The sequence below is a fragment of the Achromobacter dolens genome (assembly GCF_902859745.1).
Classification (GTDB): domain Bacteria; phylum Pseudomonadota; class Gammaproteobacteria; order Burkholderiales; family Burkholderiaceae_B; genus Achromobacter; species Achromobacter dolens.
In genome coordinates this window covers 117,962-133,839 of record NZ_CADIJW010000001.1, presented here as the reverse complement: position 1 = coordinate 133,839, position 15,878 = coordinate 117,962, and the positions used below count along the sequence as shown (strand labels likewise).

Below are 15,878 nucleotides of genomic sequence, written 5' to 3'. Positions count from 1 at the left end.
TCCGACCGCAGCAACCATGTCGCACTCAGAACCGCTCACCCGCATCCACCAGTTGCTGGCCCGCCAGGCCGGCAGCCAGCCCGACGCCATCTGCCTGTACGAGGAAGGCGGCGGCATCCTGACCTATGCGCAACTGTGGCAACGCGCCGAGGACGCGGCGCGCTGGCTGGCGGCGGCGGGCGTGAAGCCGGGCCACCGGGTGCTGATGGTCGGCGAGAACTGCGCCGCCATGATCGCCGCGTTGTTCGGCTGCGGCATCATCGGAGCCTGGCCGGTTGGCGTGAACGCGCGCTTGTCGACGCGGGAAATCGCCGCCATCAGCGCCCACGCCCAACCCGAGATCACGCTCTACACCAGCGGGGTTTCCGGCGCCGCCGCCGCCCATGCCGACGCGGCCGGCGCGCAACCCGCCGATGCCGCCGCCTGGGGGTCAGGCGTGCGGGCACGGCGCGCGGATTCTCCTACCCAACCCGAAACCGGCGCCCAGGCCGCCGAGGTCGCCACCGTGATCTACACGTCCGGCACCACGGGCGCGCCCAAGGGCGTCATGGTGCCGCACCGCGGCCTGCTGCATTTCGCCGGCGTCTCGGCCGCGTCGCGCCGCCTGACGCCACGCGACATCGGCTACGCCGCCCTGCCGCTGTCGCACATCTTCGGCATCGCCACCGTGCTGATGGCGACGCTGCACGGCGGCGCCAGCCTGGTGCTGCGCAGCCGCTTCGATCCCGAGGACGCCTTCAAGGCGCTGGCCCACCCCGGCGTCAGCATCCTGCAGGGCGTGCCGACCATGTTCAACCGCATGCTGGCGGCCGCGCCGCCGCGCGCCGAATTGCGCGCCCCGGCGCTGCGCTATCTCTACACCGGCGGCGCGGCGCTCGACCCGACGCTCAAGCGCGACGCCGAACGCTACTTCGGCGTCGCCATGCATCACGGCTATGGCATCACCGAATACGCCGGCTCCATGTTCATCACCGACATCGACGCCCCGCCGACCGATTGCAGCGCCGGCTACGCGGTGGACGGCGTGCAATTGCGCATCGGCCGTCCCGACGACGACGCGCCACGCCCGGGCGAACGCGGCGACATCCTGATCCGCGGCCCCGGCGTGATGCTGGGCTACTACCGCGACCCGGCGCAGACCGCGCAGGCGCTGCTGCCCGGCGGCTGGCTCAACACCGGCGACATCGGCTACCTGGACGACCGCGGCGCGCTCTACATCGCCGGCCGCTCCAAGGACCTGATCATCCGGTCCGGCTTCAACGTCTACCCGATCGAGGTGGAGGCGGTCATCAACGCCTTTCCCGGCGTGCGCCTGTCGGCGGTGGTGGGCCGCCCCACCGAGGACCACAACGAGGAAGTCATCGCCTTCGTCGAACCCCTGGCCGGCGCGCGCCTGGACACCCATCTGCTGATGCTGCACCTGCGCGCCCAACTGGCGCCGTACAAGCGGCCGGCGCAGATCCACTGCATCGACACGATTCCCACCACCGTCAGCGGCAAGATCCTCAAGCAGCCGCTGAAAGAAAGGCTGGCGTAGGCGCGGCCCCGCTGTTCCGCTCCTCGACCGGCTCATTCCACAAGGAGACATGAGCGTGAACATCAAGACCCTGCTCGCCGCGGCCGCCGCCGTGGCGGCCATGGCGACCGGCGCCAGCGCCGCCGCCGACAGCGCCTACCCCGACCGCCCCATTCGCCTGCTGGTGGGCTACGCCCCCGGCGGCCCCGTGGACACCACCGCGCGCGTCTTCGCCAAGTACCTGGGCGACAAACTGGGCCAGGCGGTCGTGGTCGAGAACCGCGCCGGCGCCAGCGGCATGATCGCCTCCGACGCCACCGCCAAGGCGCCGCCCGACGGCTACCTGCTGGGCTTTGCCGCCAGCCCCACGCTGACCATGTCGCCGCTGGTCCAGCGCAGCACCCTGTTCGATCCGCGCAAGGACTTCTCGCTGATCGGCCTGGTCGTCGACTACGCCAACGTGCTGCTGATCGGCCCGCAGGCCCCGGCCAAGAGCGTGGGCGAGCTGGTCGACTACGCCCGCGCCCATCCCGATGCCGTGTCGTTCGGCTCGGCCGGCATCGGGGCGTCGAACCACCTGTCGGCCGAACTGCTGAAGAAGCAGGCCGGCGTGCCGATGCTGCACGTGCCCTATCGCGGCAACTCGCCGGCGATGATGGACGTGGTCAGCGGCAAGATCACTTTCATGTTCGACATCACCAGCACCGCGATTCCGTTCATCAAGAGCGGCAAGGCGCGCGCGCTGGCCGTCACCTCCCGCACCCGCAACCCCGAGCTGCCCGACGTGCCCACCATGATCGAGGCCGGCATGAAGGACTACGAGGTGGTCGGCTGGTACGCGCTGGTCGGCCCGCGCAAGCTGCCCGATGCGGTGCAGGCGCGCCTGACCCGCGCCCTGTCCGAGGTGTCGAAGGACCCCGCCTTCCGCCGCGCCATGACCGACGGCGGCTACACCATCAACACCGGCGACGGCGCCGCGCTGCAACAGCGCATCGACCGTGAATATGCGCTGTGGGCCGATGTGATCCAGAGCGCCAACATTCAGGCCAACTGACTTTCAGGGAACACCGCCTATGACGCCAACCGCATTGCGCATGCAGACCCGATTGCCCATCATCGGCGCCCCCATGTTCCTGGTCTCCGGCCCGGACCTGGTGGCGGCGCAATGCGGCGCCGGCATCATCGGCACCTTCCCTGCGCTCAACGCCAGGCCGCAGGAACAGCTTCACGAGTGGATCACGCGCATCGAGGACAGGCTGGCGCGCGCGCGCCGGGCGGCGCCGCACGCTGTGATCGCGCCCTATGGCGTCAATCTCATCGTCCATCCCAGCAACGCCCGCTGGCAGGGCGACCTGGCCATCTGCGCCGAGCGCCGCGTGCCGCTCGTCATCACCTCGCTGCATCCACCCGAAGCGGTGGTGCGCGCCGTCCACGCCTACGACGGCCAGGTCTACCACGACGTCACCACGGTGCGCCACGCCCGCCGCGCCCTGGAGGCGGGCGTCGACGGCCTGATCCTGGTCTCCGCCGGCGCCGGCGGCCATGCCGGCCGGCTCAACCCGATCGCCCTCGTCAACGAAATCCGTGCCTTTTACGCTGGTCCCCTGGCCCTGTCCGGCTGCATCAGCCACGGCAAGGACATCCTCGCCGCCCAGGCCCTGGGCTGCGACTTCGCCTACATGGGCACCCGCTTCATCGCCACCCGCGAATCCCTGGCCAACGACGCCTACCGCGAAATGATCCTGCGCGCCCAGGCCGCCGACGTCACCTACACCCCGTACTTCTCGGGGGTGCCCGCCAACTATCTGAGCGAGAGCATCCGCGCCGTGGGACTGGACCCCGCCCGGCTTCCCGACTACGACGCCCCGCCCCCGAACCTGGACAAGAACACTCGCCCCAAAGCCTGGAAAGACGTCTGGAGCGCCGGCCAGGGCGTGGGCGCCGCGCAGGAAGTGCTGGCGGTACACGAGCTGGTGAATCTGCTCGAAGCGGAATACCAGGCAGCCAGGCAAGCGCTGCTGCGCTGACAGTCAGAAGCGATAGCTCATCCTGACGCTGCCCGCCTGCGACGACGCGCGGGACGTGTTGACGAGCGCATCATAGGCAAGAGACACGTCCAGTTGCCGCGTCAGCGGCAAGCCGACGCTCGCGCCGAACGTCAGGAATCCGCGCGACAGATCGGCGCCCGGCGCGGCGAAGCGCGTGCCGTCCTGCGACACGACTGTCATCGCGCGGCCGGTATCAAGCAGTTCGTGGGCGTAGGCCACACGGAACTGGAGATTCAACGGCCGCTGCGCGCTATCGAACGCCGTGTCGAAGGTCATGCCGATGTAGGGCTGCAGGCTGCGGGCGGTGTCCGAGCCGACATGCAGGTTCTGGCCCCTCGCGCCGCCTTCGTCAAAGCTGTTGGCGTGGAAATAGGCATAACGCAATCCCAGCCGGGGCGTCATGACCAGTCCGCCAAGCGCCAGGGGCTTGCTGACTTGCGCCGCCGCCGTGAATTCCTGCCCGACATGATCGCCCTTGGCCGTGCCGACATTCTCGAAGGGCCGCTTTTGCGACAGAAAATGCAGGCCGTAGCCGAGCATGCCCGTCACATCGACCGGCCCCAGGTCGCGGCTGGCATAGGTGGCCAGGCGCACCGTGTCGCGCGTGCCGGCGCTTTCCGTGCTCTCTTCCGACAGCTCGGCATGCGAATAGCCCATCGCCAGGCCGAAGGTGTTGCGATCCACCCGCTTGTCGGCGCCGGCGAGAAAGCCGTACTGGTTTTCCTGGAAGCCGGGCAGCCCCCCCGAGCCGGACAGCCGGCCATGCCGTCCCGTGGCGTTCGCCCAGACCGAAACGGTATCCGTCGCGTCGGCTGGCCCGGACGCGACGGCGCGCCGCGTCGCGCGTTCGAGCACCGCCGCCGTGGCCGACTGCGCGCTCATCAACGCGGCACTGCCAAGCGCCGTATAGATGCTGGTGCGGGTCGGCGCGATGATCACCGGCGTGTCGCCCGGCATGCCCGCGGCCGGATTGCTCAGCAGCAACGCGACCTCGTTGGCGCCATAGGCCACCGACGAGCGCAGGCCGTTCAGGTCCGCGCCGGAGGCCAGCGAACCCGTTACCGACGAGAAGCGCCCGCTGATGCCATTGGCCGCGCTCACCACGTTGTAGCGCGTGGCCGAATAGGTGCCCGGCGCGTATGTGATCGCCAGCGTCCCGTTCAATGTGGCGCTGCCACCGACCTTCAGCAACGATGCCTCGGTCGGACTGACTTCGATGGCCAAGGTCGCATTCGACGCCTGGGTGTAATTGCCGCCCACGTTCAGCGTGCCGATGGATCCACCGGGCGACACCATGCCGCCGTTCGTCACATCGCCGAGAATCGTGCCGTGCCCGCCGAGCGTGCCTTGCGCCCCGACCGCCACGTCGCCGCCCAGCACCGCGCCGCCATGGCCGGCATCGCCCACCTGGAGCCTGCCCTGAGCGACAGTCGTCGCGCCCGTGAATCCGGCATTCGAACCATTGAGCACGAGCATGCCGGTCCCTTGTTTGACCAACGCGCCGCTGCCCGTGAGCTCGCCTTCATAGACGCTGTCGGTGGCCGCGCCGAGCGTCAGCGTGCTGGCGCCGGCCAGCAGGCGCGAACCGGCCACCCCGTACACGCCGGCCAGCGTCTGGCCCGATGCCGCCGACAGGTCGAGCGTCGCGCCGCTGCCCATGAGCGAGACGGCCGAGGCCGCGGACAGCCGTCCCGCGCCGGTGAGCACCAGCGTGCCGCCGTTGATCGTGGTCGCGCCGGTGTAGGTGTTTACCCCCGAAAGCGTCTGCGTGCCACTGCTGAGCACCAGTCCGCCGGCGCCGTCGATGACGCCCGAAAACACGCCCGACGCGTTCGTCAGGGTCAGGGTGCGGCCGCCGAGCGCGACTCTCCCGCCGCCCGCAAGGCTGGCCACGGACGCGCCGCTCGTCGTCGCCGAAATGTCCAGCGTTCCGTTGCTCGTCACCCCGCTGGATGCCGCCACGCTGCCGCCGCCAGTAAGCGCGAGCGTCGCGCCGCTGTCGACGGTGGTGGTTCCCGTGTAGGTGTTGACGCCCGTCATCGTCAGGACCCTGCTGCCCTGGACGCTTACCGAGCCCGCGCCGGAGATGACGCCCGCAAACGTCAGGCCGCTTGTGGCCGAAGAGAACGCGACGCCGGACGCGGCATCGGTCAGGATCACGTCGTTGCCCAGCGTCAGCCCGGCGTGGCTCGCGGAAATGGTGGCGGTCGCCCCCGCATCGAACAACAGGCCGCCTACGATGTTGGAGCCCGTCAGCAGCGTCAACGTGTTGCCCGTGCCGCCGAACTGGATGGCCGCCGCGCGGGTGCCCGCGGGGCCATTGAGCGCGCCGGTGATGGTGCCCGCATTGACGATCGTGTCCATGCCGCGCGTCACGATACCGACCCCGCCGCCATTGCCGGCGCCGCCGGCGATGGTGCCGACATTGAGGATCACATTGCGCGAGCCGGCAAGATTGATGCCGGCCCCGCCTGCCCCGTCCGCCCCCGCGCCGGAATTACCCGCTCCCCCGCTGCCGCCCGCGCCTCCAGTGATGCTGCCGGTATTGGTGATGGTGGCGTTGCCGCCAACCGCGAGCAGGCCGTCGCCGCCGGCGCCTCCCCCGCCGCCAAAGCCGCCGCTGCCGCCGTTGCCGCCAGCGCCACCGGTGATCGTTCCGTTATTGTTGACCGAAGCCACCACCCCGGCCGACGTCAAGCCGCTGCCGCCCCCGCCGCCGCCGCCGCCGTTGCCGCTGCCCGTGTTGAAGACATTGCCGCCATTGCCGCCCGCGCCGCCCACGGCCGCCGCCGAATTGTTGATGGTGATATCGTTGCCCAGGTACTGAAGCGCGGTATTGCCGCCATTGCCACCGCCGCCGAAATTGGTGCCGTCGCGGCCGGCATTGCCGGCGTCGCCCGCGATCGGCGCGTTGATGGCCAATCCAGACCCCGGGAACATTTGTGCCGGTGCGTTGGCGGTCGCGTTGCCTGCGTCGCCGGCAGCCCCCGCGCCACCCGTTCCCGAGCCGCCCCAGCTTCCCGGCACCTGCACGGTCACGTTGCCCGGGCCGAGCTCGCTGGCGCCGCCCCCCTGGCCATTGCCATTGCCGCCAGCGCCGCCGCGACCGGGATAACCCGCTCCGCCGGGCGCGCCGCAACCCGTCGTGTCGCTGGCGGAACAGGCGGCCAAGGCGGGCGCCGCCGCGGTCGAAAGGGCCAGCGCCAGGGCGGCGCTGCCGGCCGCGAGCATGACGCTTGCGGCCGACCGCAAGCTGGCCACCGCAGGCGCGAAATCGTAGCGGTCTGACGTCGGAACGGTCGAAGACGCCGGCGCGTCACAGTGGGCCACAAGCCCGGATTTGCCTTGGAGCACGAATTTCCCCTTGCTTCCGCCCTGCCCAGTACCAGGATGACCCGGAGGGGACAACCGCCAGAATCCCGCGGCACGGCAATCATATGGAAGCCAGCGCCCGGGGAAGACCAAGCGTGTTCAACTGCCGAACGCTGGAGCGTTGCGCCGTCTGAGCGCGCATCGGCAGCAAATGTAATGCAAAGTTTCGTGGTTCGCCATGCTGGCGTTCCCGGCGGGGGGACGCGCCACCGGACCGCGCGGGGACGGGAACCCCTGCGCAGCGTGCTACGGCGCCTATTCCAGCTTGATGCCCGCCTTGTTGATCACTTCCCGCCATTTCAGGACTTCGCCGCGCACGAACGCGCCAAACGCCTCCGGGCTGCCGGGCTTGGGTTCCGCCCCCGCCGCCACCATCGCCTTGGCCGTCGCGGGATCCGACAACACCTTCACCATGTCCGCATTGACCCGCGCCACGATGTCGGCGGGCGTTCCTTTCGGCGCCAACACCCCGCTCCACGAATACGCCTCGTACCCCGGCACGCCGGACTCGGCGATCGTAGGCACGTCCGGCAACATGCTCGACCGCGTCGGATTCCCCACCCCCAACGCGCGCACCTTGCCCGTCTTCAGGTGCGGCACCGCCGACGGTCCGTCCGCGAACATCACCTGCACCTGCCCGCCCAGCAGATCCTGCATCGCGGGCGCGCTGCCCCGGTAAGGAATGTGCTGGATCTTCACGCCCGCCATCGCATTGAACAGCTCGCCCGCCAGATGCGTGCCGCCGCCCGTTCCGGAGGAACTGAACGACAGCTTGCCCGGATTCGCCTTGGCATAGGCAATGAGTTCGCTCACCGTATTCACCGGCAGCGACGGATTCACCACCAGCACGATGGGGAACACCGCCGCCATGCCCACCGGCACGAAATCGCGCGTGATGTCGTAGGTCAGGTCGCCGCGCAGGCTCGGCAGCACCGCATGATGGATGGAAGCAAAAAAGAAGTTGTAGCCGTCCGGCTCGGCCTTGGCGGCGAACTGCGCGCCAACGATGCCGCCGGCGCCCGAGCGGTTGTCCACCACCGTCGGCACCGACCACAGGTGGCCCAGCGGCTGCGCCGTGAAGCGCGCGGTGGTGTCCACCGGACCGCCGGCCGGAAACGGCACGATGAAGGTCACGGCGTGCCCGGGCCAGGCGGCGGCGCGGGCGAAGGTGGGCAGCAACGTCGTGGCGCACGCAGCGCCCAGCCCCGCGATCACGCGGCGGCGTTGAGGATCTAGCAAGGCAGTCTCCTGAGTCTCGTTCTTGTCGGTGGCGCGGCCGCAAACCACACCGGAACAACGCGGTGCCTTGCCGCCTGCCGGCCCCATTTTTCTACTGCCTGCGCGTCAGGCGCGGCCGGGGCTTTTTTTATTATTTGCCGCGCGGCCGCTTTTGCCGCTACACATTTTCAAAAGCCCCTCTTTCGCCGCGATGCCGTGTTCGCTGAACGGACACTATCGCGCATCCGATGTGGCGCCACGGCGACGGCCATGCGGCCCGTCAAGCCGTCGGCGCGGGCGGAACGCCACGCTCGCCGCGCCACGACACCGCCCCCGCCGCGGCTACTGTCCTCGCGCCGCGCGCTGCACGTGTTCGATGAAGCACTCGGCGAAGCTGGGCAGGTCGCGGCCGCGCTGGCGGCACAGCAGGCGGTCGCGCAGGGCCCAGGGATCTTCCAGTTTCAACACGTGCAAGGCATCGGGCCGGCTGTAGCGCGCCGCGCAGGCGCGCGGCACCACGGCGATGCCGGCGCCGGCCTCGACCATGCGGCACACGGCCTCGAAACTGCCCACGTGCACACGCTGGCAGATGCGCTTGCCCAGGCCGCTGGCGATGTCCTCCAGGAAGGTCTGGATGGCGCTGTCGGGATGGATGCCGACGAACTGATAGGCATCGATCAGGTCGGCAAAATGGGCGGACTTCGACGCCGCCAGCGGATGGTTCAGCGCCGTGACCACGGTGAGCTCATCGCGGAACAGCGGCGTCACATCCAGGCCCTCGACGTCGATGTTGCCGGCCACCAGCCCCAGGTCGCCGGCGCCCGCGCGGATCGCGATGACGATGTCGCCGGAGATCTTCTCTTCCAGCTCGACGTCCACGTCGGGGTTCTCGGCCAGGAAGGTCGACAGCGCATCCGCCAGGAAGGAATTGGTGGCGGTGGTGTTGGCCAGCAGCCGCAGCCGCCCTTTCAGGCCGCTGGCGTAGGGCTGCAGGTCGGCGTTCAGGCATTCGAGCTGGCGAAACACCGCGTTGGCGTGCTTGAGCAGCACCTCGCCAGCCGGCGTCAGCGCCACGCCCGTCGCCATGCGCACCAGCAGCCGCGCCTTGAAGGCCTCTTCCATGTGCTTGACGCGCGCGCTGGCGGCGGGCAGCGACAGGAAGGTGCGTTCGGCCGCGCGGGTCAGATTGAGCGTTTCCCCCACGTTCACGAAGAGCCGCAGGTCAGTCAGATCATGTCTCATGTTCCACCACACAGAAGGGGGGCATTTCTAATTTTGAATTCTTCGAATGCCGTGACGACCATACCATGGGGCAACCCCGTAAACCATACGGTTTGACGCGGAACTGTTTCCCACGCGGCGCGCGCCGCGGCATCTGGAGTAAGCCCCAATGAGCGGTATTGTTTCCGGCAAGGTAGTGGTCGTTACAGGCGCGGGCGGCGGCATCGGCCGCGGCATCGCGCTGGCCATGGCGCAGGCGGGCGCCAAGGTCGTGGTCAACGACATCGGCGTCTCGCTCACCGGCGAGGGCGGCGGCGAAGGCCCCGCGCAGGCCGTGGCAAGCGAGATCGTCGCGGCGGGCGGACAGGCCGTCGCCAACACCGACAGCGTGGCCGCGTACGACAGCGCCAGCCGCGTCATCCAGACCGCCATCGACGCCTTCGGGCGCATCGATGCGGTGGTCAACAACGCCGGCAACCTGCGCGACCGCGTATTCCACAAGATGAGCGAGGAGGAGTGGCGCCAGGTCATCGACGTGCACCTGAACGGTTCGTTCTTCATGAGCCGCGCCGCCGCGCCGTATTTCCGCGAGCAGGAATCCGGCGCCTTCGTGCACATGACATCCACGTCCGGCCTGATCGGCAATTTCGGCCAGGCCAACTATGCCGCCGCCAAGCTCGGCATCGTCGCGCTGTCGAAGTCGATCGCGCTGGACATGGCGCGCTACAACGTGCGCTCGAACTGCATCGCGCCGTTCGCCTGGAGCCGCATGACCAGCTCCATTCCCGCCGAGACCGACGAGGAGAAGGCGCGCGTCGAAAAGCTGAAGAAGATGGAGGCCAACAAGGTCGCGCCCATGGCGGTGTACCTGGCCAGCGACGCGGCCAGCGCCATCACCGCGCAGGTGTTCGCGGTGCGCGCCAACGAGATCATGCTGATGAGCCAGCCGCGGCCGCTGCGCAGCGTGCACCACGGCGAAGGCTGGACGCCCGAGCTGATCGGCGAGATCGCCGTGCCCGCCATGCGCAAGCATTTCTACGCGTTGGAGCGCTCGCCCGACGTGATCGACTGGGATCCCATCTGAGGCCGCCATGCCACTCGATTACGCAACCGTGAAGCACTGGCGCTTCGACGACGTGCGCCAGCACTACGACGACAAGGACACGATGCTCTACGCCCTGGGCATCGGCCTGGGGCAGGATCCGGAAGACGAGCGGCAACTGCGCTACGTGTACGAGAAAGACCTGCGCGCCTTTCCCACCATGAGCGTGGTGCTGGGCTATCCGGGCTTCTGGATGAGCGACCCGCGCGCCGGCATCGACTGGGTCCGGCTGGTGCATGGCGAGCAGCGCCTGGCGGTGCACGCGCCCCTGCCCACGTCCGGCACCGTGATCGGCAGGAGCCGCGTCACCCACGTGATCGACAAGGGCGCGGACAAGGGTGCGATCGTGGTCACCGAACGCACGCTGCACGACAGCGCCGGCACGCACCTGGCCACCTTGCGGCAAAGCACCTTCTGCCGTGGCGACGGCGGCTTCGGCCAGGGCGACGCCAGCCCCGAGCCGCTGCCCGCCGCGCCGCAGGGCGAGCCGGAGCGCCGCTGCGAACTGCGCATTCCACCGCAGGCGGCGCTGCTGTACCGCCTGAACGCCGATCGCAATCCGCTGCATGCCGACCCCGAGGTGGCGCACCAGGCCGGCTACCCCAGGCCGATCCTGCATGGCCTGTGTTCCTACGGCATCGCCGCGCACGCGCTGGTGAAGACCTGGTGCGACTACGACGCCTCCCGCCTGACCCGGCTGGATGCGCGCTTCTCGGCGCCGGTCTACCCGGGCGAAACCTTGCAATGCGATATGTGGCGCATGCCGGACGGCCAGATCCGCTTCATCGCCCGCGCCGTCGAACGCGACATCATCGTCATGAGCCATGGCGCCGCCGAGGTGCAATCATGACGCGCCCGCCCGCATTGGACGGCATCCGCGTGCTGGACCTGTCGCGCATCCTGGCAGGCCCGTGGTGCACGCAGAACCTGGCCGACCTGGGCGCCGACGTCATCAAGATCGAGCGCCCCGGCGTCGGCGACGACACCCGCGCCTGGGGCCCGCCCTTCCTGAAGGACGGCAATGGCGTCGACACCAACGAATCCGCCTATTACCTCAGCGCCAACCGCAACAAGCGCTCGGTCGAGGCCGACATGGCCACGCCGCATGGCGCGGCGCTGATCCGAGAACTGGCAGCGGTCAGCGATATCCTGGTCGAGAACTTCAAGGTCGGCGGGCTGGCCAAGTACGGCCTGGACTATGCCAGCCTGAAGGCCATCAATCCGCGCCTGATCTACTGCTCGGTCACCGGCTTCGGCCAGGACGGGCCGTTCGCGCGCCGCCCCGGCTACGACTTCATGATCCAGGGCATGGGCGGCCTGATGAGCATCACCGGCGAACGCGACGACCTGCCCGGCGGCGGACCGCAGAAGGCCGGCGTGGCGGTGACCGACATCGTCACCGGCATGTACGCCACCGTGGCGATCCTGGCGGCCTTGCAGGAACGCCACCGCAGCGGCCTCGGCCAGCACCTGGACATCGCGCTGCTCGACAGCCACGTGGCGCTGCTGGCCAACCAGAATTCCAACTACTTCAATTCCGGCGTGGCGCCGACGCGCGCCGGCAACGCGCACCAGAACGTGGTGCCCTACCAGGTCTTCGCCGCCAGCGACGGCCATCTGATCGTGGCCACCGGCAACGAATCGCAGTACCGCGCCTATTGCAAGGCCATCGGCGCGCCGGAGCTGGGGGACGATCCGCGCTTTGCCACCAACCGGCTGCGCGTGGCCAATCGCGAGCTGCTGGTGGCGCTGCTGGCCGACATCATGCGCCAGGGCCGGCGCGATGACTGGATCGCCAAACTGGAGGCCGTGGGCGTGCCCTGCGGCCCGATCAACAATATCGCCCAGGCCTTCGCCCACCCGCAGACGCAGGCGCGGCAATTGCGCCGCGACCTGCCGCACCCGGGGGGTGGCGCGGCGCCGGTGACGGCCAGCCCGCTGCGGTTCTCGGACTCCCCCGTGGTGTACCGACGCGCGCCGCCGCTGCTGGGCCAGCACACCGAGGAGGTGCTGCGCGAGGTGTTGGGAAAATCGCCACGGGCCATCGCGGAATTCGTGTCGACGCGGATCCGCTAACGTGATTGAGGATCTCACTTATCAGACGATATAACGAATGAAGGCTCACATTCGGCCAGGGTTTTGACCTTATGATTTCGGCCACCGTCCGATCCACTCCCTATTGCGCCGAGCGAGCCACCATGCCAGTGACCAGACCCTTGAGGCGCGTGTTACGGCGCCTGTTTCGGCGCACGCGCGACACACGGAATGCGGATCTTCTCGGCCAGATCGCGGCCATCCACAAGGCGCAGGCGGTCATCGAGTTCGACCTGGACGGCCATGTGCTCATGGCCAACCAGAATTTCCTCGATGCCATGGGTTACACGCTCGACGAACTGCTGGGGCAGCACCATCGCATCTTCGTCGCAGCCGATCGACGCGACTGCCCGCAATACCAGGCCTTCTGGGCCAAGCTCAAGCGTGGCGAGTACGACGCGGGCCGCTACCGCCGCATCCACAAGGACGGCAGCGACGTCTGGCTGCAGGCCAGCTACAACCCGATCCTCGACGCCTCCGGCCGGCCCTTCAAGGTGGTCAAGTACGCCACCGACGTCACCGAGCAGCAGCGCCGCCAGGCCGACACTGAGGGCCAGCTTGCCGCCATCTCCAAGGTGCAGGGCATCATCGAGTTCGAGCTGGATGGCACCATCATCCGCGCCAACGACCTGTTCCTGGACGCCATGGGCTACCGCGAAGACGAACTGCGCGGCCGCCACCACAGCATGCTGGTGCTGCCCGAGGAAGTCCGCGGCCCCGCCTACAAGGAATTCTGGCGCAAGCTGCGCGGCGGCGAATACGACACCGGCCAATACCTGCGCATCGGCAAGGGCGGCCGCCGCGTCTGGATCGAGGCCAGCTACAACCCGATCTTCGATGCCGAGGGCCGGCCCTTCAAGGTGGTGAAGTTCGCCACCGACATCACCAAGCGTTTCACCGCCGCGCAGACGCTGCGCGTGGCCGTGCAGGGCCTGACCGAGAACGCCGAGCGCGCCAGCCAGGCCAACACGCTGGCCCGCGACGCCTGCCAGGTCGCCGAGGAAGGCGGCAAGACCGTGGCCGGCGTGGTGGCCACCATGGGCGCCATCACCGACAGTTCCAAGCGCATTTCGGAGATCATCGGCGTGATGGACGGCATCGCGTTCCAGACCAATATCCTGGCGCTCAATGCCGCGGTCGAGGCGGCGCGCGCCGGCCCGCACGGCAAGGGCTTCGCCGTGGTGGCGGCGGAAGTGCGCAGCCTGGCCCAGAACAGCGCATCCGCGGCCAAGGAGATCAAGGACCTGATCACCACCTCGGTCCAGCAGATCGGCAACGGTGCCGAACAGGTGCAGTCCGCCGGCGCCACCATGGAGAACATCGTGACCTCGTCGCGGCGGGTCACCGAGATCATGGGCGAAGTGGTGGAGGTCTCGCTGGCGCAATCGGCCAAGCTGGGCGAAGTCACCGAGGACATCACCCAGATGACGGCCGAGGCGGCGCACGAACTGCAGAGCGCTTATGAGGCCCAGGACCGACCCGAGGCGGCGCGCGAAGCGGCGTCGGCGCGGGCCGCGGCGCCCCGCGCACCGGCGTCCTCGCAATCGGCGCTGGAGTACGTGCGCTACTGACCGGCCCTGATCGGGCGACCACGGGCGCCCGCGCCGACGGCAGGCCGCGAATCGTCCCCGGGAAAAAAAGGGCGCCGTCACCGGCGCCCTTTTCGCGTTCCTGTCGCCCGTTTACGCGGCGGCGACCGGGATCTTGCCGATCCGGGCCTGCCATTCCTTCGGCCCGGTGGTGTGGACCGAGGTGCCCTGGGCGTCAACCGCCACGGTCACCGGCATGTCCTTCACGTCGAACTCATAGATGGCTTCCATGCCCAGGTCGGCGAAACCCAGCACCTTGGCGCCGCGGATCGCCTTGGACACCAGGTAGGCCGCGCCGCCCACGGCCATCAGGTAGGCCGAGCCGTGCTTCTTGATCGACTCGATCGCGACGGGGCCGCGCTCGGACTTGCCGATCATCGCGATCAGGCCAGTCTGCTCCAGCATCATGTCGGTGAACTTGTCCATGCGGGTGGCGGTGGTCGGACCGGCCGGGCCCACCACTTCGTCGCGCACCGGATCGACCGGGCCGACGTAGTAGATGACGCGGTTGGTGAAGTCCACCGGCAGCGGCTCGCCCTTGGCCAGCATGTCCTGGATGCGCTTGTGCGCGGCGTCGCGGCCGGTCAGCATCTTGCCCGACAGCAGCAGGGTCTGGCCCGGCTTCCAGCTGGCGACCTCTTCCTTGGTCAGCGTGTTCAGGTCGACCTGCTTGGACTTGTTGTAGTCCGGCGCCCAGTGCACTTCCGGCCATTCCGACAGCGACGGCGGGTCCAGGCGCGCCGGGCCCGAGCCGTCCAGCTCGAAGTGGGCGTGGCGAGTGGCCGCGCAGTTCGGGATCATGGCGACGGGCTTGGAGGCCGCGTGCGTCGGGAAGGTGTTGATCTTGACGTCCAGCACGGTGGTCAGGCCGCCCAGGCCCTGCGCGCCGATGCCCAGCGCGTTGACCTTTTCGTACAGCTCGATGCGCAGCTCTTCGAGCTTGTTCTGCGGGCCGCGGGCCAGCAGTTCGTACATGTCGATGTCTTCCATCAGCGACTGCTTGGCCATCAGCATGGCCTTTTCGGCGGTGCCGCCGACGCCGATGCCCAGCATGCCCGGCGGGCACCAGCCGGCGCCCATGGTCGGGACCGTCTTGAGCACCCAGTCCACCAGCGAATCGCTGGGGTTGAGCATGGCGAACTTGGACTTGTTTTCCGAACCGCCGCCCTTCGAAGCCAGTTGCACGTCGACCTTGTCACCCGGGACAAGCTCGACGTGCAGGATACAGGGCGTGTTGTCGCGAGTGTTCTTGCGGGCGAACAGCGGATCGTCCAGCACCGAGGCGCGCAGGGGATTGTCCGGGTTCAGGTAGCCGCGGCGCACGCCTTCGTCGCACAGTTCCTGCAGGGTGCGCTTGGTGTCGAAGCGCACGCCCATGCCGACCTTCAGGAACACGTTGACGATGCCGGTGTCCTGGCACAGCGGGCGCTTGCCCTCGGCGCACATGCGCGAGTTGGTCAGGATCTGCGCCATCGCGTCGCGCGCGGCCGGGCTTTCCTCGCGCTCGTAGGCGCGGGCCAGGTGGCGGATGTAGTCGACGGGGTGGTAATAGCTGATGAACTGAATGCCATCGGCTATCGACTGGATGAAGTCTTCTTCTTTGATGAGGACGGACATGGCGATATGCGATTAACGAAGGGAACGTGAAAACGCGGCCGACCTACCGGCCAGCCGCGCTGGTGAAAGGAATACTTTTGCCGCCGGGCCGCCCCAAGGCA

Annotated in this window: 11 protein-coding genes; 7 read left to right on the top strand and 4 right to left on the bottom strand. The window is 68.7% G+C overall.

Going from position 1 to position 15,878, the window contains the following annotated elements; genetic code table 11:
- Positions 1-16 precede the first annotated feature (16 nt).
- The 3 genes from HV783_RS00545 to HV783_RS00535 are packed head-to-tail and all read left to right on the top strand — an operon-like array spanning position 17 to position 3,543.
- Positions 17-1,537: a class I adenylate-forming enzyme family protein gene (locus HV783_RS00545; protein WP_175188485.1), complete on the top strand. Its 1,521-nt coding sequence runs from the start codon at positions 17-19 to the stop codon at positions 1,535-1,537.
- A gap of 55 nt (positions 1,538-1,592) precedes the next feature.
- Positions 1,593-2,570 carry a Bug family tripartite tricarboxylate transporter substrate binding protein gene (locus HV783_RS00540; protein WP_175142041.1) on the top strand — a complete coding sequence of 326 codons (978 nt, stop codon included), beginning with the start codon at positions 1,593-1,595 and terminating at the stop codon, positions 2,568-2,570.
- Between the two features lie 19 nt (positions 2,571-2,589).
- Complete coding sequence (locus HV783_RS00535; RefSeq protein WP_175188483.1) at positions 2,590-3,543, top strand: NAD(P)H-dependent flavin oxidoreductase; 954 nt, start codon at positions 2,590-2,592, stop codon at positions 3,541-3,543.
- Between the two features lie 3 nt (positions 3,544-3,546).
- Here the strand turns inward: HV783_RS00535 and HV783_RS00530 are convergent, their stop codons facing one another.
- The 3 genes from HV783_RS00530 to HV783_RS00520 all read right to left on the bottom strand — a co-directional run bounded on the left by HV783_RS00530 (position 3,547) and on the right by HV783_RS00520 (position 9,396).
- A complete protein-coding gene (locus tag HV783_RS00530; RefSeq protein WP_254603814.1) occupies positions 3,547-6,918 on the bottom strand; it encodes an autotransporter outer membrane beta-barrel domain-containing protein in 3,372 nt (1,123 codons plus the stop codon).
- A gap of 273 nt (positions 6,919-7,191) precedes the next feature.
- Positions 7,192-8,175 carry a Bug family tripartite tricarboxylate transporter substrate binding protein gene (locus HV783_RS00525; protein ID WP_047992609.1) on the bottom strand — a complete coding sequence of 328 codons (984 nt, stop codon included), beginning with the start codon at positions 8,173-8,175 and terminating at the stop codon, positions 7,192-7,194.
- A 321-nt stretch (positions 8,176-8,496) separates the two neighbouring features.
- A complete protein-coding gene (locus HV783_RS00520) occupies positions 8,497-9,396 on the bottom strand; it encodes a LysR family transcriptional regulator (protein ID WP_054501852.1) in 900 nt (299 codons plus the stop codon).
- 148 nt (positions 9,397-9,544) lie between these two features.
- Between HV783_RS00520 and HV783_RS00515 the strand changes: the two genes are divergently transcribed.
- From HV783_RS00515 to HV783_RS29575, 4 genes are all read left to right on the top strand, one after another.
- Positions 9,545-10,459: an SDR family NAD(P)-dependent oxidoreductase gene (locus HV783_RS00515; RefSeq protein ID WP_144657167.1), complete on the top strand. Its 915-nt coding sequence runs from the start codon at positions 9,545-9,547 to the stop codon at positions 10,457-10,459.
- A gap of 7 nt (positions 10,460-10,466) precedes the next feature.
- Entirely contained in the window at positions 10,467-11,327 is an 861-nt protein-coding gene (locus HV783_RS00510; RefSeq protein WP_175188481.1) for a MaoC/PaaZ C-terminal domain-containing protein, read from the top strand.
- The gene (locus tag HV783_RS00505; protein WP_175188480.1) at positions 11,324-12,553 is read left to right on the top strand and encodes a CaiB/BaiF CoA transferase family protein; all 1,230 of its coding nucleotides are present in this window, start codon (positions 11,324-11,326) and stop codon (positions 12,551-12,553) included. Before HV783_RS00510 ends, HV783_RS00505 begins: the two co-directional genes overlap by 4 nt.
- A gap of 122 nt (positions 12,554-12,675) precedes the next feature.
- Complete coding sequence (locus tag HV783_RS29575; RefSeq protein ID WP_116792254.1) at positions 12,676-14,142, top strand: methyl-accepting chemotaxis protein; 1,467 nt, start codon at positions 12,676-12,678, stop codon at positions 14,140-14,142.
- A 111-nt stretch (positions 14,143-14,253) separates the two neighbouring features.
- On the opposite strand, the gene HV783_RS00495 is transcribed toward HV783_RS29575, so the two are convergent.
- Positions 14,254-15,777: a fumarate hydratase gene (locus HV783_RS00495; protein WP_020925082.1), complete on the bottom strand. Its 1,524-nt coding sequence runs from the start codon at positions 15,775-15,777 to the stop codon at positions 14,254-14,256.
- Positions 15,778-15,878 lie beyond the last annotated feature (101 nt).

Coding starts and splice junctions, on each gene's coding strand:
- HV783_RS00545 (WP_175188485.1), top strand. CDS start 17: ATGTCGCACTCAGAACCGCTCACCCGCATCCACCAGTTGCTGGCCCGC.
- HV783_RS00535 (WP_175188483.1), top strand. CDS start 2,590: ATGACGCCAACCGCATTGCGCATGCAGACCCGATTGCCCATCATCGGC.
- HV783_RS00520 (WP_054501852.1), bottom strand. CDS start 9,396: ATGAGACATGATCTGACTGACCTGCGGCTCTTCGTGAACGTGGGGGAA.
- HV783_RS00515 (WP_144657167.1), top strand. CDS start 9,545: ATGAGCGGTATTGTTTCCGGCAAGGTAGTGGTCGTTACAGGCGCGGGC.
- HV783_RS00510 (WP_175188481.1), top strand. CDS start 10,467: ATGCCACTCGATTACGCAACCGTGAAGCACTGGCGCTTCGACGACGTG.
- HV783_RS00505 (WP_175188480.1), top strand. CDS start 11,324: ATGACGCGCCCGCCCGCATTGGACGGCATCCGCGTGCTGGACCTGTCG.
- HV783_RS29575 (WP_116792254.1), top strand. CDS start 12,676: ATGCCAGTGACCAGACCCTTGAGGCGCGTGTTACGGCGCCTGTTTCGG.
- HV783_RS00495 (WP_020925082.1), bottom strand. CDS start 15,777: ATGTCCGTCCTCATCAAAGAAGAAGACTTCATCCAGTCGATAGCCGAT.